Source organism: Streptomyces erythrochromogenes, assembly GCF_040684695.1.
Lineage (GTDB): Bacteria > Actinomycetota > Actinomycetes > Streptomycetales > Streptomycetaceae > Streptomyces > Streptomyces erythrochromogenes_C.
Map to the genome: position 1 here is coordinate 254,363 of NZ_JBFBGM010000005.1, position 17,626 is coordinate 271,988.

The following is a 17,626-nucleotide window of genomic DNA, read 5'->3' on the forward strand; positions in this document are numbered from 1 at the left end:
GCCCATGACGAGCAGCGCCATCAGCCTCCGCAAGGTCGAGGAGTCGGCTCCGGCCCTCGTGAACCTCTACAAGACGGCCGGCATATCCCTGCGCAAGCACGGCCTGGAGGGCGGGCGCGCCGCCGTCTACCTGGTCCTGGACTACTCCGGGTCGATGCGGCCGTACTACCAGGACGGCAGCGTGCAGGCCCTCGCCGACCGGGTGCTGGGGCTGTCCGCCCACCTGGACGACGACGCCCGCGTGCCGGTGGTCTTCTTCTCCACGGAGGTCGACGCAGTCGAGGAGATCTCCCTGCCCGGGCACGAGGGCCGGGTCACCGAGATCGCCTCCCGCCTGGGCCACATGGGCAAGACGGCCTACCACGCGGCGATGGACGCGGTCATCGACCACTACCTCGACTCCGGTGCGACGGCCCCCGCCCTCGTCGTCTTCCAGACCGACGGCGGGCCGATCAACAAGCCGTTGGCCGAGAAGTACGTGTGCAAGGCGGCCCGGCTGCCGCTGTTCTGGCAGTTCGTCGGCTTCGGCAACACCCGCAGCACGCAGTTCGACTTCCTGCGCCGGCTGGACGAGCTGCCCGTGCCCGAGAAGCGGCCCGTGGACAACGCGGGCTACTTCCACGCGGGCCTCGACCCGCGGACCGTACCGGACGGCGAACTCTACGACCGCCTCGTCGGGGAGTTCCCGGCCTGGCTGGCGGCGGCGCGCGGTGCGGGCATCGTGCGCGCCTGACCGGGGCGCGCCGGTGGCCGCGCTTTGATGGACGTATGACGCATACCAGTTGGGCAGTGTTCGAGAAGGCGGAACCGGACTTCGCGGCGGCCGTCGAGGCCCGCTTCGCGCAGTACCCGCACCACGTCCTGGCGACCCTGCGCAAGGACGGCTCCCCCCGGGTGACCGGCCTGAACGTCGACATCCGGGGCGGCGAGCTGTGGCTGGGGATGATGGCGGGCTCGATGAAGGCCCGGGACCTGGAGCGCGACCCGCGGTTCGCGCTGCACACCAATCCGGGCGAGGGCGAGACCATGCCGGACGGGGACGTACGGATCTCCGGGCGCGCGGTGGAGCTCCTGGACCCGCCCGAACTCCACCGGTACGCGGAGGAGACGGAGACCCCGCACCCCTTCCACCTCTTCTACGCCGACCTCACGGAGGTCGTCCACATCGGCATCGAGGGCGACGACCTGGTGGTGCGGACCTGGGTCCCGGAGCACGGCCTGCGCACCTGGCGCCGGGGCAACGACGACGAACCGCCGCGCGAGGACCCGGCGCCGCAGGACGAGCCGGGCGGCGGGGGCCTGGCCCGCTAGCGGGGTTTCCCGGCGACCGGGGCGGTACCCGCCGGGCCGAGGGCGGACGGGTCGACGTCCACCCAGCTGCGGTCGATGGTGAGGGTGACCCCGCCGTAGCCGGCGGCGTGGTCGCCGCGGAACTGGTGGGCGCGGCGCGGGCCGGCCCACTGGGTCGTGCGCGCGGGCAGGCCCATGTCCGCGTCGCCGACGGAGGCCGAGAGGTTCCAGCGGGCCACCCACAGCACGTCCGGCATGGCCTCGGGGGCCTGGTGGTGGTGGGCGCTCAGCGTCTTGGCGCCGGCGCTCGCCGAGACGTAGGCGGCGGAGCGGTAGCCGAGCTCGTGCAGCCGGACCGTCCAGGCGGTCAGGTAGGAGACGACCGGGGCGTCCCAGGTGGCGCGGTCCTGGTGGTTCTCCACGTCGTTGTAGAGGAGCGTGCCGGGGGGCAGGCCCAGCGAGCGGGCCGCCGCCACGGCGCCCTCGGCGGCCGTCCGGCCCTGCGCGTTCGCCTCGGAGGGGTCGGCGGACATCCCGGTGGCGGCGTTGTGCCAGGGCTGCGGGCCCACCCAGATCGGCATCAGGTGCCAGCCGGCCGCGGCCTGCCGCCGGATCCAGTCGGCGGTGAGGCGCGGCTGGGCGCAGGCCCGTGCGGGGCCGCCGATGTAGACGCCGATCGCGCCGAAGGGCGAGGCGGTGCGCCAGGTGTCCATGGCCTTCTGGGTGGGGGCGGTGCAGGTGTCGAAGCCCTCGCCCCTGAAGGCCTCCTGGACCGTGCGGGGCTTCGCGCCGCCGGCGTTCGCGGCGGGCGTGGCGACGGGACCGGGGGCCGGCGGGGCGGCGGGGCGGGGAGCCGAGGGGGCGGCGGGGCCGGGGGCCGGCGGGGCGGCGGGACCGGGAGCCGGCGGGGCGGCGTCGGCCGGCACGGCGCGGGACCGGCCGAGGACCCTGCGTACGGCGTCGGGTGCGGCCCCGTAGGAGACGGTGGCCATGACCCCGGGCCGGAGCAGGGCGTAGCGCAGCTCGTTGCTCGCGGACCGGTGGGGGGCTCCGGGCAGCGAGCGGGCGGATTCCACGGTGACGGTGGGGATGTCGGCGCGCTCGGGGGCCCCGTCGAGGGGTTCGAGGTGCAGGGTGTCGGCGCGGGCGGCGACGGCCCGGCCGGTGCATTCGCCCTGCGTGCCGGCGTGGCCGAGGTACAGGGTGGGCAGGTCGAGGCGGAGGCAGGCGTCGGGGTTCCGGTCGAGGTCGACGACCCGCCAGTCGGCGGGGAGGGCGAGGCGCAGCCCGTGGTAGTCGACGGTCTGCGCCTCGGCGGCGGCGGGCGTGGCGGTCGCGCCGGGAATGAGCAGGGCGGCGGCGCCGAGGAGCCCGCTCAGCAGCGTTCGGATGGGGGCCATGGTCCAGAGGGGTACCAGACGCCGGACCTCGTGAACGGTGCTCCGATCGCGCGCAGTTGGACCGTCCGGCCCATCGGGTCCCAGCCCGGCCCGTCGGGGCGGGTCACCTGCACGAGTGAGACGGGCCCGGGCGAGTAGGGCCGGAAGGTGGCGGTGGGCAGCACGGGAACGGGCTCTTAGGATCTCGGTCCATGACGACGCCCGATTGCTACGCGTGCGGCAAGGAGTCCGAAGCCGAGTCGAAGGGCCTCCCGCCACGGGAGTGCGTGGTGCAGGACCGGCATTGGCGAGTGGCTCACGACTTCAACACCGCGTTGCCCGGCTGGCTGGTGCTCCTGCCGCGACGCCACGTCACCGCCGTTCACGACCTCACCGATGCCGAGGCGTCAACCCTGGGGGTGTGGCAGGTCCGGCTCTCCCGGGCCCTGCAGAACGTGACGGGTTGCGCCAAGACCTACGTCGTGCAGTTCGCCGAAGCCGAGGGCTTCTCGCACGTCCACTTCCACATCGTGCCGCGCATGGCCGATCTGCCCCCGGAGCATCGCGGACCGGGCGTCTTCGAGCTGCTCCGGCGACCGGAGCGGGAACGGGTGACGGCTGAGCAGGCGGACCGGACGGCCCTCGCTCTGCGGTCCGAGCTCCGCGGCGACCCGAACGCCGAGTGACCGATCACCGAATCCACGTCGGCCCCCGCCGGTAGTTCGGCAGGGGCCGACGGTTCGGACCGTCTACTTCAGGTGGCGGTCGAAGAACCGGTTCCCGTCCTCCACCTCGAACCACGGGGTGCCCGTGTGTCCGCCCAGGTTGGCGTGGAGCGTCTTCTCCTCGGCGCCGAAGGCGTCGAACAGGTCCAGGGCCCGCTGCCGGGGGTTCCCCTCGTCGTCCCACTGCAGCAGGAACAGCAGCGGCACGGTGACCTGCCGGGCCTCCTCGCGCTGGGCGCGGGGCACGTAGCCCCCGGCGAAGAGGCCGGCGGCGGCGATGCGCGGCTCGGCCACGGCGAGGCGGATGCCGAGGGCGGTCCACCCCGAGTACCCGACCGGGCCGCCGATCCCGGGCAGTTCGAGGAGGGCGTCCAGGGTGGTCCGCCATTCCGGGACCGCGTTCTCGACCAGCGGGCCGATCAGGGACTCGAAGATCCCGTCGACCGGCTCGCCGGCCTGCATCGCGCGGCGGAGCTCGGCCCGCACCTGCTCGTCGGCGGCGGACCGGGGCCGGTCGCCGCACCCGGCAGCGTCGATGCTCGCCACCGCGTAGCCGGCCGCCGCACAGTGCCGGGCCCGGGCCACCAGCCGGTCCGCGCTCTTGGGCAGGCCGTTGTTGTGGGCCATCAGGATCAGCGGGACGGGCGCGGCGGACTCGGGCGTCCACAGGGTGCCGGGGATCTCGCCGAGGGTGAATTCGCGTGCGAGGACGCCGTCGTCGAGGCGGCGTTCGGAGGTGACGTGCATGGTCGTGCCCTTCGGGAATGCGCGTTGACGGCGCTCCCGGACGACCTGCCTACCGCCCGACCGTGACCCCGCAGGGGAGCACCCATGTCGATACTGCGTTCACGGGTACCACCTCCTCCTGCTGTCGCACGGCCCACGGAAACGTACCAGCGGCCACGCCGGTCCGCGCAACGGTTTTCAAGAGAGTACTGCGGGTGGCATTGCTCTGGTGGTTGACCTGCACGTTTCACGGCGCCGGGCCCCCAGCCCTCTGCGCATCCCACACCATATTCGTCACCATGACGCGAATTTGCTTGCACTTAGGCGTCGTTCAGCCTGCTCTGCGATGCTTGGGGCCGATCGAGAGGGGCCGCAGCGATGCAGTGGAAGATCCACGGGGAACGTCCGATCTATGAGAACCCATGGGTGAACCTGTGGCTCACCGACATCGAGACGCCGGACGGGCACCGCTGGGAACACCACGTCGTCAAGCTCCGCCACCTGGCCGTGGCCGCTGTGATCAACGACCGCCAAGAAGTCCTGATGATGTGGCGCCACCGCTTCATCACGAACGCGTGGGCCTGGGAGCTGCCCATGGGCCTGGTCGAAGCGGACGAGACACCCGGTGAGGCTGCCGCCCGTGAAGTCCTCGAAGAGACCGGCTGGCGTCCCGGCCCGATGAAGCCGCTGATCTACGCAGAACCGGCTAACGGCATCACCGACTCCCAGCACCACCTGTTCCGCGCCGACGGCGCCACGTACGACGGCCCGCCGACCGAGAAGAACGAGTCGGACCGGATCGAGTGGATCCCGCTGGCGAACATCCGGGGCATGATCGACCGCCGCGAGATCGTCAGCAGCGGCTCCCTCGTCGGCCTCCTCTACGTCCTGATGGACGAAGGGGTTCGCTGACCCTGCGGGGGAAGCATCGCTCGTAGGCGTGCCTCGAAGGCGACTGCGGCCGGCACCTCGCGATACGGCGCACTTGAACCCAGGGTGGCTCGCGCGACGACGGTTTTCGCGAACGTCGCTGTCAGTGCCGCTGGTTAGCGTGAACGGTGTTCGTCCGGAACGTTCGTCCGGAACCGGAGACACATGGGGGATCACGTGAAGCAGGTACACGGGCGCGGCCGGGCCGTCGCCGTCACCGCACTGACCGCCGCGCTCACGCTGGCACTCGCCGCCGGTACGGCCCAGGCCTCGTCGGGCGACGAGATCATCGGCTACCCGGGACCCGACGGGCTGATCTGGATTCCCGAGCAGGCCGGTTCCAGCGGCTTCGTCTCGGGCGGCCTCTCGCCCCGGCTGGACACGTTCATCACCTTCGGCTGCGCGGGCGGCGGCACCATAGAGGTGGCCTTCCACCTGGAGAACCACCCGGACCGCGACCCGGCGCCCTTCACGGTCGACTGCCCCGAGAGCGACCCGGCGCGCGTCACCGTCCCCCTCGGCACCGGCCTCGGGGGCGGCTTCCAGGCCTGGGTGACGGCCTCGGGCCCCTCCACCCGCTGGGGCGCCACGGTCGTCCAGCCCGAGTAACCCCACAAGCGCCACAGCGCCCGCCACCCCTGGTCGGGGACGTGGCGGGCGCTGCGTCGCCCTCCTGTCAGGCGGGCACCCACCTGAACCCGGCCCTGACCGTCTTGCCCACCACCTCCTCGCGGACTTCCAGCTCGTCAGCGAGCACGCCGACCAGCCAGAGGCCACGCCCTCCTTCCGCCTCGGAACCGGGCTGCCGTAGCACCGGGCAGCCCGGTCCGCTGTCGCGCACCTCGATCCACAGCACGTCCCGCTCCCGCGTCAGCCTCACCAAGAACTCACGTCCGGGCGGAGTCCCGTGCAGCACGGCGTTCGCCGCCAACTCGGAGGCGCACAGGCGTATGTCGTCCCACCGTTCCGACACGCCCCACCCGGCAAGCGTGTCGCCGACGAACTGCCGGACCGCACGCGCCGAAACGCGAACTCGCGGGAATCGCTGTTCCCTGAAGGAGGACACGGACCCACCACCTCACTCTGCGCTTTCACAGCAGCACAGAAAGTATCGCTTTTCGCGAAAGCCAGCAAGGTTGGAGACTGTGGGTGCGCCGGGCTCCGTCGCATAACGTGGAAGCTACGGAGCGGACTTCAGGCATGGGAGGCACTGTGAGCGGCAGCAAGTGGACCAGTAGGTCGATGCCGTATCTGACGGCGCGCCCGCCCGGCGCGACGGACGCCTGGACGGGGGAGGCCGCGGACGCCGGCCGACGGGGCGGTCAGCGCGTCCTGCACGCGGGAGAGGTGACCTCTCCCGCCGCCGTAGCCCGGATGCTCGGCCTGTCCGCCGGAAGCACAGTGGTGACGCGCCGAAGGATCATTGAACTCGACGGCGAACCGAACGAGCTGACGGACACCTACTACCCTCCGGACATCGCCACCGGTACCGCTCTCGCCGGCACGGCGAAGATCCGCGGCGGTGCCGTCACCCTGCTGGCAGCCCTGGGGCACGTCGGCGTACGCGTCGTCGAGGACGTGACGGCACGGATGCCCGACGCCCATGAGTGCGCACAGCTCGACCTCGCTCCGACGGAGCCGGTTCTGCAACTCGCCCGTACCACCTACGACTCAACGGACCGGGCCATCCAGGCGGACATCATGATCATGCCCGCCGGCCGCCAGAGCCTTCGGTACGAGATCACGATCGGATGACCTTGCCCAGCCACGAAGCCGACGGACACGACCCTCGACCGCTGCACGCCCGCATCGCCGCCGATCTCCGTGAGGAGATCCTGAGCGGCGAGCCGGCGGCGGGTGCCAAGCTCCCCTCGACCGCTCGACTCAAGGAGCGCTTCGACGCCTCCAATGCCACCATCCAGAAGGCCGTGCAGCTGCTCAAGGACGAGGGACTGGCGGTCGGACGGGCTGGAGCCGCCGTGACGGTACGGGCGAACCGGCAGCGGACCGTCCGCCCGGCCGAATCCCTCACTCCGGCGGGCTCCGGGGAGGCGTACCCGTGGCTCGCGAACGTCACGAACCGTCGCTCCTCCGTGCGCAGTGTCCTGCTGTCCGTCGAGGAAGTGCCGGTCACCGGCGACGTGGCCGAAGCCCTCGGCCTGCCGAGCGGGGAGACGGCCGTCCGCCGCCGACAGCTGATCACCATCGACGGTGAACCGGCCGAACTGGTCGCCTCCTACTACCCCCTGGACATCGCGCACGCCACGGCACTTGCCGAGCCGCGCCTGATCCGGGGCGGTACACCGACCTTGCTGGCCGCTCTCGGCTTCCCGCCGCGCCACAGCGTCGACCGCGTCTCCGCCCGCGTGGCGACGCAGGAGCAGTACGGGGCCCTGCGACTCCCCGGTGAACTGCCGGTCCTGCGCACCCTCCGCACGGTGTACGGCGACGACGCCCGACCGGTCGAAGTCACCGTCCTGGTCAAGGCCGGCCATCTCTACGAGCTTCAGTACGAGTTCGCGCCCGAGACGTGACCGAACACGCCACAGCGCCCGCCACCCCTGGTCGGGGACGTGGCGGGCGCTGCGTCGGGTGTTCCGTACGCCGTTGTACGGACCGTATGAGGGGTCCCGCCCTTCGCGAGGCGGGGGCGCTGCAGGGCCCCGGGGCCCGGGCCCGCACCGACGGCCGGCGCAGCCGGGCGAAGCCCGGGAGGCCGCCCGCGGCCGAGCGGTGCGAGCACGGCGTCCAGGAGGACTACACGGTGAGCGAGCGGTCCGTCGGCTTGACCGGGTACGGGAGGGTGCTGCTGCCGGTCAGGAAGCGGTCCACGCCGCGGGCGGCCGAGCGGCCCTCCGCGATGGCCCAGACGATGAGCGACTGGCCGCGGCCCGCGTCGCCGGCGACGAAGACGCCGTCGACGTTGGTCGCGTAGGAGGCGTCGCGGTCGATGTTGCCGCGGGCGTCCAGGTCCACGCCGAACTGCTGGACCAGGCCGTTCGCCTGGTCGGTGCCCGTGAAGCCCATGGCCAGGGTGACCAGCTGCGCGGGGAGGACGCGCTCGGTGCCGGGCTTCTGGACGAGCTTGCCGTCCTCGAAGGCCACCTCCACCAGGTGCAGGGCTTGGACGTTGCCGTCCTCGTCGCCCTCGAAGTGGGTGGTGGAGACGGAGTAGACCCGCTCGCCGCCCTCCTCGTGGGCCGAGGTGACCTTGTAGAGCATCGGGAACGTCGGCCACGGCTGGTTGGCGTTGCGGTCCTCGCCCGGCTTCGGCATGATCTCCAGCTGCGTGACCGAGGCCGCGCCCTGGCGGTGGGCGGTGCCCACGCAGTCCGCGCCGGTGTCGCCGCCGCCGATGACGACGACGTGCTTGCCCTCGGCGGTGATCGGCGGGGCCAGGAAGTCGCCCTCCTGGACCTTGTTGGCGAGCGGCAGGTACTCCATCGCGAAGTGGATGCCGTTGAGCTCGCGGCCCGGGACCGGCAGGTCGCGGGAGACGGTGGCGCCCGCCGCGACGACCACCGCGTCGAACCGCTTGCGCAGGTCGGTGGCGGTGATGTCGCGGCCGACCTCGATGCCGGTGCGGAACTTGGTGCCCTCCGCGCGCATCTGCTCGATGCGGCGGTTGATGTGCACCTTCTCCATCTTGAACTCGGGGATGCCGTAGCGGAGCAGGCCGCCGATGCGGTCCGCGCGCTCGTACACGACCACGGTGTGGCCGGCCCGGGTCAGCTGCTGGGCGGCGGCGAGGCCCGCCGGGCCCGAGCCGATCACGGCGACGGTCTTGCCGGACAGGCGCTCGGGGGCCTGCGGGGTGACGTCCCCGTTGTCCCACGCCTTGTCGATGATCGAGACCTCGACGTTCTTGATGGTGACGGCCGGCTGGTTGATGCCGAGCACGCACGCCGACTCGCACGGGGCCGGGCACAGGCGGCCCGTGAACTCCGGGAAGTTGTTCGTCGCGTGCAGCCGCTCCGACGCCGCCGCCCAGTCGTCGCGGTAGGCGTAGTCGTTCCACTCGGGGATCAGGTTCCCGAGCGGGCAGCCGTTGTGGCAGAACGGGATGCCGCAGTCCATGCAGCGGCCGGCCTGCTTGCTGATGATCGGCAGCAGCGAGCCCGGGACGTAGACCTCGTTCCAGTCCTTCAGCCGGTCGGCGACGGGACGGGAGCAGGCGGTCTCGCGGGTGGTGGTGAGGAAGCCCTTCGGGTCAGCCATGGGTCGCCGCCTCCATCATCTTCTCCGTGGTCTCGGATTCCGAGAGTCCGGCGAGCTCAGCGGCGTCCTTGGCGGCGAGCACTGCCTTGTACGTGGTCGGGATGATCTTGCTGAAGCGGTCCACCGCGACGGACCAGTCAGCCAGGAGCTTCGCGGCCACGGTCGAGCCGGTCTCCTCCTCGTGGCGGCGCACCACATCGTGCAGCCACTGCTTGTCGGTGTCGGACAGGGCCTCGACCGCGCCCGCGTTGCCGACGTTGACGTTGTGCGGGTCGAGGTCGACGACGTACGCGACGCCGCCCGACATGCCGGCCGCGAAGTTGCGGCCCGTCTCGCCCAGGACGACCGCCGTGCCGCCGGTCATGTACTCGCAGCCGTGGTCGCCCACGCCCTCCGAGACGACCAGGGCGCCGGAGTTGCGGACGCAGAAGCGCTCGCCGGTGCGGCCGCGCAGGAACATCTCGCCGCCGGTGGCCCCGTAGCCGATGGTATTGCCGGCGATGGTGGAGTACTCGGCGAGGTGGTCGGCGCCGCGGTCCGGGCGGACCACGATCCGGCCGCCGGAGAGGCCCTTGCCGACGTAGTCGTTGGCGTCGCCCTCCAGGCGGAGCGTGACGCCCTTCGGGACGAAGGCGCCGAAGGACTGGCCGGCCGAGCCCGTGAAGGTCAGGTCGATGGTGTTGTCGGGCAGGCCCGCACCGCCGAACTTCTTGGTGACGTGGTGGCCGAGCATCGTGCCGACGGTCCGGTTGATGTTCCGGATGGCGACCTGGGCGCGGACCGGCTGGGCCGCCTCGGCGGACTCGGCGTTCAGCGCGTCGGACGCGAGCTCGATCAGCTCGTTGTCGAGGGCCTTCTCCAGACCGTGGTCCTGCTCGATGAGGGCGTGGCGGACCGCGCCCTCGGGCAGCTCGGGCACGTGGAAGAGCGGCTCCAGGTCGAGACCCTGCGCCTTCCAGTGCGAGACGGCCTTGGTGGTGTCCAGCAGCTCGGCGTGGCCGACGGCCTCCTCGATCGTGCGGAAGCCCAGCTCGGCGAGGATCTCGCGCACCTCCTCCGCGATGAACTCGAAGAAGTTCACGACGAACTCGGGCTTGCCGGAGAAGCGGTCGCGCAGCACCGGGTTCTGGGTGGCGATGCCGACCGGGCAGGTGTCCAGGTGGCAGACGCGCATCATGACGCAGCCGGAGACGACGAGCGGCGCGGTCGCGAAACCGAACTCCTCGGCGCCGAGCAGCGCGGCGATGACCACGTCGCGGCCGGTCTTGAGCTGGCCGTCGGTCTGGACGACGATGCGGTCGCGCAGGCCGTTGAGCAGCAGGGTCTGCTGGGTCTCGGCGAGGCCGAGCTCCCAGGGGCCGCCCGCGTGCTTGAGCGAGGTGAGCGGGGAGGCGCCCGTACCGCCGTCGTGGCCGGAGATCAGGACGACGTCCGCGTGGGCCTTGGAGACGCCCGCCGCGACCGTGCCGACGCCGACCTCGGAGACCAGCTTCACGTGGATGCGGGCGACCGGGTTGGCGTTCTTGAGGTCGTGGATGAGCTGGGCGAGGTCCTCGATGGAGTAGATGTCGTGGTGCGGCGGCGGGGAGATCAGGCCGACGCCGGGCGTCGAGTGACGCGTCTTGGCGACCCAGGGGTAGACCTTGTGGCCGGGCAGCTGGCCGCCCTCGCCGGGCTTGGCGCCCTGCGCCATCTTGATCTGGATGTCGTCCGCGTTGACCAGGTACTCGCTCGTGACACCGAAGCGGCCGGAGGCGACCTGCTTGATGGAGGAGCGGCGCGCCGGGTCGTACAGGCGCTCGGGGTCCTCGCCGCCCTCACCGGTGTTGGACTTGGCGCCCAGCTGGTTCATGGCGATGGCGAGGGTCTCGTGCGCCTCCTTGGAGATGGAGCCGTACGACATGGCGCCGGTGGAGAAGCGCTTGACGATCTCGGAGACGGGCTCGACCTCGTCGATGGAGATCGGGGCGCGGCCCGGCTGGCCGGTCTTGAAGCCGAACAGGCCGCGGAGCGTCATCAGGCGCTCGGACTGCTCGTTCACGCGGTCCGTGTACTGCCGGAAGATGTCGTACCGGCGGTTGCGGGTGGCGTGCTGGAGGCGGAAGACCGTCTCCGGGTCGAACAGGTGCGGCTCGCCCTCGCGGCGCCACTGGTACTCGCCGCCGATCTCCAGGGCGCGGTGCGTGGCCGCGACGCCGGAGGCCGGGTACGCCTTGGCGTGGCGGGCGGCCACCTCCTTGGCGATGACGTCCAGGCCGGCGCCGCCGATCTTGGTGGCGGTGCCGTTGAAGTAGGTCTCGACGAACTCGTCGTTCAGGCCGACGGCCTCGAAGACCTGGGCGCCGCGGTAGGAGGCGACGGTGGAGATGCCCATCTTGGACATGACCTTCAGGACGCCCTTGCCGAGCGCGTAGATCAGGTTCTTGATGGCCTGCTCCGGCTCCAGGCCGGACAGGAAGGTACCGGCGCGCAGCAGGTCCTCGACGGACTCCATGGCGAGGTACGGGTTGACCGCGGCGGCGCCGTAGCCGATGAGCAGGGCGACGTGGTGCACCTCGCGGACGTCGCCGGCCTCGACCAGCAGGCCCACCTGGGTGCGCTGCTTGGTGGCGATGAGGTGGTGGTGCACGGCGGCGGTAAGCAGCAGCGACGGGATCGGCGCGTGCTCGGCGTCCGAGTGGCGGTCCGAGAGGACGATCAGGCGGGCGCCGTTGGCGATGGCCGCGTCGGCCTCGCCGCGGATCTCCTCGATGCGGGCGGCGAGGGCCTCGCCGCCGCCGGAGACCCGGTAGAGGCCGGAGAGCGTGGCGGCCTTCATGCCGGGCATGTCGCCGTCGGCGTTGATGTGGATGAGCTTGGCCAGCTCGTCGTTGTCGATCACCGGGAAGGGCAGGGTGACGCTGCGGCAGGACGCGGCGGTCGGCTCCAGCAGGTTGGACTGCGGGCCGATCGAGGAGAGCAGCGAGGTGACGAGCTCCTCGCGGATGGCGTCCAGCGGCGGGTTGGTGACCTGCGCGAACAGCTGGGTGAAGTAGTCGAAGAGCAGCCGGGGGCGCTCGGAGAGGGCCGCGATCGGGGAGTCGGTGCCCATGGAGCCGAGCGGCTCGCCGGCGGTACGGGCCATCGGCGCGAGGATGACGCGCAGCTCTTCCTCGGTGTAGCCGAAGGTCTGCTGGCGGCGGGTGACGGAGGCGTGCGTGTGCACGATGTGCTCGCGCTCGGGCAGGTCCGTCAGCTCGATCTCGCCGGTCTCCAGCCATTCGGCGTAGGGGGCGGCGGAGGCGAGCTCGTTCTTGATCTCGTCGTCCTCGACGATCCGCTTCTGGGCGGTGTCGACGAGGAACATGCGGCCGGGCTGCAGGCGGCCCTTGCGGACGACCTTGGCCGGGTCGATGTCGAGGACGCCGACCTCGGAGCCGAGGACGACGAGGCCGTCGTCGGTGACCCAGTAGCGGCCGGGGCGCAGGCCGTTGCGGTCGAGGACCGCGCCGACCTGGGTGCCGTCGGTGAAGGTGACGCAGGCGGGGCCGTCCCAGGGCTCCATCATCGTGGAGTGGTACTGGTAGAACGCGCGGCGGGCCGGGTCCATGGAGGTGTGGTTCTCCCACGCCTCCGGGATCATCATCAGCACGCTGTGCGGCAGCGACCGGCCGCCGAGGTGGAGCAGCTCCAGGACCTCGTCGAAGGAGGCCGAGTCGGAGGCGTCCGGGGTGCAGATCGGGAAGATGCGGTCGAGCACGCCGTCGCCGAAGGCGTCCGACGCCAGCTGGGACTCGCGGGCCTTCATCCAGTTCCGGTTGCCCTTGACCGTGTTGATCTCGCCGTTGTGCGCGACGAAGCGGTACGGGTGGGCGAGCGGCCAGGACGGGAAGGTGTTCGTCGAGAACCGGGAGTGGACCAGGGCGAGCGCCGAGGCGAAGCGGCGGTCGGAGAGGTCCGGGAAGAAGGGCTCCAGCTGGCCGGTGGTCAGCATGCCCTTGTAGACGATGGTGCGGGCGGAGAGCGACGGGAAGTACACGCCGGCCTCGCGCTCGGCGCGCTTGCGCAGCACGAACGCCTTGCGGTCCAGCTCGATGCCCGTGCTGCCGTTGCTGACGAACAGCTGGCGGAAGGCGGGCATGGTGGCGCGGGCGCCGTTGCCGAGCAGGTCGGGGGTGACCGGGACCTCGCGCCAGCCGAGGACCGTGAGGTTCTCCTCGGCGGCGATGGCCTCGATCTGCTCCGCGGCGACGGCCTGTGCGGTGCCGTCGGCGGGGAGGAAGGCGATGCCGACGGCGTACGCGCCGGCCTCGGGGAGCTCGAATCCGGCGACCTCGCGGAGGAAGGCGTCCGGCACCTGGGACAGGATGCCCGCGCCGTCGCCGGAGTCCGGCTCGGAGCCGGTGGCGCCACGGTGCTCGAGGTTCCGCAGAACGGTCAGGGCCTGCTCAACGAGTGTGTGGGTGGCCTCGCCGGTGAGGTTCGCCACGAATCCGACGCCGCAGGCGTCCTTCTCGTTGCGCGGGTCGTACATGCCCTGCTGGGCGGGGCGACCGTCCATGGGCGACCAGGCGGTGGTGCTGGAGCCGGTCGCGGAGTGCGTGGATGCGGAACGCATCGGCTCTCCCGTCGTCGTCGTGGCATAGGTGCTTGCCGAGGGACGACGTTGGCCCTCTGCGAAATTTCGTGCAGATTACATGATGACGACAATCCCGAGAAGCGGATATGCCATTCCAGCATGCGGACACTGCGCGAGGCAGAAAGAGGGGACTTCCGCGGCGCTCCACGGGCGGATCGCGGGGGTGGCGCTGGGTGTTCCCGGCGTGTTCCCGCGCATCCCGGCGTATCGCGTGGGGCGGAGGTCCCGATACAGGGCGAGCATCGTTGCCCGCCCGGAGTCCTGGAGTAATGCCCGGCGGACACGGGATCGAAACCGCCGAGTAACGGACTACTTATGTTGCGTCCTGCATAGTGTCTCACTCCGAGGGCGGTCAGCCTATGGCTGCGCCGATCCAGGTTCCCAGGACGTACGTCACACCGGCGGCCGCGCCGCCGAGCAGCAGCTGGCGCAGGCCGCTGTACCACCACGACCGGGCGGTGACCCGGGCGACGACCGCGCCGCAGGCGAAGAGCCCGGCCAGCGCGAGCAGCACCGCCGGCCACAGGGCCGTGGCGCCGAGCAGGTACGGCAGTACGGGGAGCAGCGCGCCCAGCGCGAAGGAGCCGAAGGACGAGACGGCCGCGACCAGCGGCGACGGAAGGTCGTCGGGGTCGATGCCGAGTTCCTCGCGGGCGTGGATCTCCAGGGCCTGCTCGGGGTCGCGGGACAGCTGCATGGCGACCTCGCGGGCGAGCGCCGGCTCGACGCCGCGGGAGACGTAGAGCTCGGCGAGCTCCTCCATCTCGTCGACGGGGTGCTTGCGCAGCTGCTGCCGCTCGATGTCGAGCTCGGCGAGGACCAGCTCGCGCTGCGAGGCCACGGAGGTGTACTCGCCGGCGGCCATCGAGAAGGCTCCGGCGGCGAGGCCGGCGAGGCCGGTGATCACGACGGTCTGCGGGGCGACGGCCCCGCCGGCCACGCCGGTCATCAGCGCGAGGTTGGAGACGAGCCCGTCCATCGCACCGAAGACGGCCGGCCGCAGCCATCCACCGTTCACGTCGCGGTGGGTGTGGTTGTCGCGGTGGGCGGTGTGCAGCGGTGCTTCGATGTCGATGATGGACATGCGGTGCTATCTCCCCAATTGTCTTCATGGGCGCCATGACGCGCCCGGCTCCCCCTGGACACCTCGAAACTACGCACGATTTTTGCCGCCCGCCAGCAAGGAAGGCCGTACTTACCTGCGGTTTTGCGCCTCGGCGACCGGGTGACGCGGGTGTTCGCGGGGTGTTTCGCGGCGCGCGACAAACCGCATGACATGGCACAAATCCCCCAAGGGCCCATGATGGGCCCCATCCGAGCGGGAGAGGCGCGCCAATGGAGCCGGTGAAGCAGATTGCATGCAATCCGCAGGTCCTCCTGGAACGGGCGAGGGGCGCACTCCTGGGGCTCGCGGTGGGCGATGCGCTCGGCGCCCCCGCGGAGAACATGAAGCCGTCGCAGATCCGGGCGAGATGGGGCCGCATCGAGGGCTTCGTCTCGGACGACCCGGCGGGCACGGACGACACCGAGTACGCGATCTTCTCGGGGCTGCTGCTGGCCCGCCACGGCTCGGCGCTCACCGTCAGCCACGTCGAACGGGCGTGGCACCACTGGATCGCGGACCTCGACGAAGGCCCCTTCCGGGGCGCGGGGTTCTCCGAACGCGGCACCCTGGAGAACCTCCGCCGGGGCCTGGCCGCGCCCATCTCCGCCCAGCACCGGCACGCGTGGTCGGACGGACTGGCCATGCGGGCCGCGCCGTTCGGCGTCTTCGCGGCGGGACGGCCCGCCGAGGCGGCGCGGCTGGTCGCCATCGACGGCACGGTCAGCCACGACGGCGAGGGCATCTACGGCGGCCAGGCCGTGGCGGCGGGCGTGGCGGCCGCGATGGCGGGCGGCAGCGCGGCGTCCGTGATCTCCGCGGCTCTCTCCGTCATCCCGTCGGACTCGTGGACGGCCCGCTCCCTGCGCCGCGCGGTCACCGCCGCCCCGCGCGGGGAACGGGCGGTCCGCTCGGCGGTGGTCATCGGCGGCTACCCGTGGACGGACCTGGCTCCGGAAGCGGTGGGCCTGGCGTTCGGCGCCTTCGCCGCCTGCCGGGGCGACTTCTCCTCCTCCGTGCTCACCGCCGTGAACATGGGCCGCGACGCGGACACCACGGCCGCGGTGGCGGGGGCCCTGGCCGGCGCGATGTCGGGAGCCGCGGCGATCCCCGCCGCCTGGGGCTCGGCCATCGGCCCGGTGCGCGGCAGCTGTCTCCCGTCGATGCGGGGCTACCACGTCCTGGACATCGCGGACCTCCTCACCCCCGAATACGAGGCCGCCCGATGACCCAGACCCCTCTGAACGACCCCGCCCCGGCGGACCGCTCGGCCCCGCCGGCACCCGACCCGGCGCCGAGCCCCGGGCCGGAGGCCCGGAGGTGGCCCGTACCGACCGCCCCGGCGGCGGACGCCCGGACGCTGCCCGTCCCGACGGACCTCCCGGCGGACCCGGCGGAGCCCGGGGCGGGGGCCCGGCTGCGGCCCGTGCCGGCAGGGGCGGCGGCTCCGCTGCGGGCCGTGATCCGGGCCGGGGCGCCGCCGCACCCCGCGGACGCCCCGCCCGGGCAGCCGACGGCGGACCGCCGCCCCATCGAGGGCCTCCTCCTCGGGCTCGCCGCGGGCGACGCGGCCGGCTGGCCCGCGGCCCGCCACCGCGCCAGCCGGATGCCCGAGTGGACCCGCCGCCTCACCCGCGAGCTCGACACCTTCGCCGAGCAGAACGCCACCACCACCCTCCCCGTCCCCATCGCCCTCAACCAGCCCCCGGAGCCGCTGCGCCTCGGCCCGTCCGACGACGCCGAATGGGCGGCCTTCGTCGCCGAGTCCGTGCTCACCGCCGCCGGCGTCCTCCTCAGCGACCTGTCCCGTTCCCGCCGCATGCGCGCCGCCATCGACCTCGCCTGGAACGCCCTCGCCTCCGAGGTCGCCGCCGCCGCGGAACGCGCACCCGAGGTGGAGTCCGCCGTACTCCCCCTCCGCGCCCGCATCTCCGTACGCGCCGGCCTCGGCAACCTCGCCACCGGTCTGCGCCCGCCGGCCACCGGCCACGACAACCCGCACTACTTCGACGACGCCGCCTGCGTCCGCGCCTGCGTGCTCGCCGTCGTCCACCCCGGCGACGCCCTGGCCGCCGCCGACCTCGCCGAGTTCGACGCCCGCTACACCCAGGACGGCGACGGCGTGCACGGCGCCCGCGCCATGGCCGCCGCCGTCGCCACCGCCCTCACCACCGCGGACGTCGACGCGGCCGTCGACGCCGCCCTCGCCCAGCTCCCCGGGGCCACCGAGATCGGCCGCAACGCCCGGCACGCCGTCGGACTGGCCCGCGCCCACGCCGACGGCGGCGCGTTCGCCATCGTCCCGACCCTGGAACACGAGATCGTTGACCACGTGTACAGCTACGGCATCGCCGCCGCCGAAACCGTCCCCGTGGCCCTGGCCCTCGCGACCGCCGCCCGCGGCAGGACGGCCGAGGCCGTACCGGCCGCCGCCTGCCTCTCCCGCGTCGCGGACTCCGCCCCCGCCCTCGCCGGCGCGCTCACCGGCGCGATCGGCGGCGGCGACTCCGTCCCGGCCGCCTGGCGCGAGGCCTGCCGCACCCTCTCCGGCTGCGCCCTCCCCCGCCTCGCCGGCACCGACCTCGTGGAACTCGCCGCGCTCCTCGCGCACACGGAACTCACCTCACCCAAAGGATGA

15 protein-coding genes are annotated in these 17,626 nt (G+C 72.3%); 9 read left to right on the plus strand and 6 right to left on the minus strand.

The features are described from left to right. Window positions 1–4: 4 nt before the first annotated feature. Together AB0O53_RS11605 and AB0O53_RS11610 are read left to right on the plus strand one after the other, a co-directional pair. On the plus strand, window positions 5–733 hold the full coding sequence (locus tag AB0O53_RS11605; protein ID WP_365194766.1) for a VWA domain-containing protein: 729 nt from the start codon (window positions 5–7) through the stop codon (window positions 731–733). 35 nt (window positions 734–768) lie between these two features. After that, entirely contained in the window at window positions 769–1,311 is a 543-nt protein-coding gene (locus tag AB0O53_RS11610; protein ID WP_350996213.1) for a pyridoxamine 5'-phosphate oxidase family protein, read from the plus strand. On the opposite strand, the gene AB0O53_RS11615 is transcribed toward AB0O53_RS11610, so the two are convergent. Next, window positions 1,308–2,690: a DUF1906 domain-containing protein gene (locus tag AB0O53_RS11615; protein ID WP_365194768.1), complete on the minus strand. Its 1,383-nt coding sequence runs from the start codon at window positions 2,688–2,690 to the stop codon at window positions 1,308–1,310. The genes AB0O53_RS11610 and AB0O53_RS11615 overlap by 4 nt on opposite strands. Before the next feature lie 191 nt (window positions 2,691–2,881). Here AB0O53_RS11615 and AB0O53_RS11620 point away from each other — a divergent pair, with 191 nt between their 5' ends. Then, entirely contained in the window at window positions 2,882–3,355 is a 474-nt protein-coding gene (locus AB0O53_RS11620) for an HIT family protein (RefSeq protein WP_365194770.1), read from the plus strand. Window positions 3,356–3,418: 63 nt separating this feature from the next. Here the strand turns inward: AB0O53_RS11620 and AB0O53_RS11625 are convergent, their stop codons facing one another. Next, window positions 3,419–4,141, minus strand: coding sequence for a dienelactone hydrolase family protein (locus AB0O53_RS11625; RefSeq protein ID WP_365194772.1), 723 nt, complete (start codon window positions 4,139–4,141; stop codon window positions 3,419–3,421). Between the two features lie 357 nt (window positions 4,142–4,498). Between AB0O53_RS11625 and AB0O53_RS11630 the strand changes: the two genes are divergently transcribed. Both AB0O53_RS11630 and AB0O53_RS11635 read left to right on the plus strand, forming a co-directional pair. Beyond that, on the plus strand, window positions 4,499–5,032 hold the full coding sequence (locus AB0O53_RS11630) for an NUDIX hydrolase (protein ID WP_365194775.1): 534 nt from the start codon (window positions 4,499–4,501) through the stop codon (window positions 5,030–5,032). Between the two features lie 195 nt (window positions 5,033–5,227). Further along, on the plus strand, window positions 5,228–5,659 hold the full coding sequence (locus AB0O53_RS11635; protein ID WP_350996225.1) for a hypothetical protein: 432 nt from the start codon (window positions 5,228–5,230) through the stop codon (window positions 5,657–5,659). A 67-nt stretch (window positions 5,660–5,726) separates the two neighbouring features. Here AB0O53_RS11635 and AB0O53_RS11640 read toward each other — a convergent pair whose 3' ends face one another. Continuing rightward, window positions 5,727–6,116, minus strand: coding sequence for an ATP-binding protein (locus AB0O53_RS11640; RefSeq protein ID WP_350996228.1), 390 nt, complete (start codon window positions 6,114–6,116; stop codon window positions 5,727–5,729). 146 nt (window positions 6,117–6,262) lie between these two features. Here AB0O53_RS11640 and AB0O53_RS11645 point away from each other — a divergent pair, with 146 nt between their 5' ends. Both AB0O53_RS11645 and AB0O53_RS11650 read left to right on the plus strand, forming a co-directional pair. After that, window positions 6,263–6,805: a GntR family transcriptional regulator gene (locus AB0O53_RS11645; RefSeq protein WP_350996231.1), complete on the plus strand. Its 543-nt coding sequence runs from the start codon at window positions 6,263–6,265 to the stop codon at window positions 6,803–6,805. Further along, window positions 6,802–7,584: a GntR family transcriptional regulator gene (locus tag AB0O53_RS11650; RefSeq protein WP_350996234.1), complete on the plus strand. Its 783-nt coding sequence runs from the start codon at window positions 6,802–6,804 to the stop codon at window positions 7,582–7,584. The genes AB0O53_RS11645 and AB0O53_RS11650 overlap by 4 nt, the downstream gene beginning before the upstream one ends. A 223-nt stretch (window positions 7,585–7,807) precedes the next feature. Here the strand turns inward: AB0O53_RS11650 and AB0O53_RS11655 are convergent, their stop codons facing one another. The 3 genes from AB0O53_RS11655 to AB0O53_RS11665 form a co-directional block, all read right to left on the minus strand. Continuing rightward, entirely contained in the window at window positions 7,808–9,268 is a 1,461-nt protein-coding gene (locus tag AB0O53_RS11655) for a glutamate synthase subunit beta (protein WP_350996237.1), read from the minus strand. Beyond that, entirely contained in the window at window positions 9,261–13,808 is a 4,548-nt protein-coding gene (gene gltB / locus AB0O53_RS11660) for a glutamate synthase large subunit (RefSeq protein ID WP_365194846.1), read from the minus strand. The genes AB0O53_RS11655 and gltB overlap by 8 nt, the downstream gene beginning before the upstream one ends. 430 nt (window positions 13,809–14,238) lie before the next feature. Beyond that, a complete protein-coding gene (locus tag AB0O53_RS11665; protein ID WP_350996239.1) occupies window positions 14,239–14,970 on the minus strand; it encodes a VIT1/CCC1 transporter family protein in 732 nt (243 codons plus the stop codon). A 251-nt stretch (window positions 14,971–15,221) separates the two neighbouring features. Between AB0O53_RS11665 and AB0O53_RS11670 the strand changes: the two genes are divergently transcribed. Together AB0O53_RS11670 and AB0O53_RS11675 are read left to right on the plus strand one after the other, a co-directional pair. Continuing rightward, window positions 15,222–16,217 carry an ADP-ribosylglycohydrolase family protein gene (locus tag AB0O53_RS11670; RefSeq protein WP_350996242.1) on the plus strand — a complete coding sequence of 332 codons (996 nt, stop codon included), beginning with the start codon at window positions 15,222–15,224 and terminating at the stop codon, window positions 16,215–16,217. Beyond that, a complete protein-coding gene (locus AB0O53_RS11675) occupies window positions 16,214–17,626 on the plus strand; it encodes an ADP-ribosylglycohydrolase family protein (protein WP_365194781.1) in 1,413 nt (470 codons plus the stop codon). The genes AB0O53_RS11670 and AB0O53_RS11675 overlap by 4 nt, the downstream gene beginning before the upstream one ends.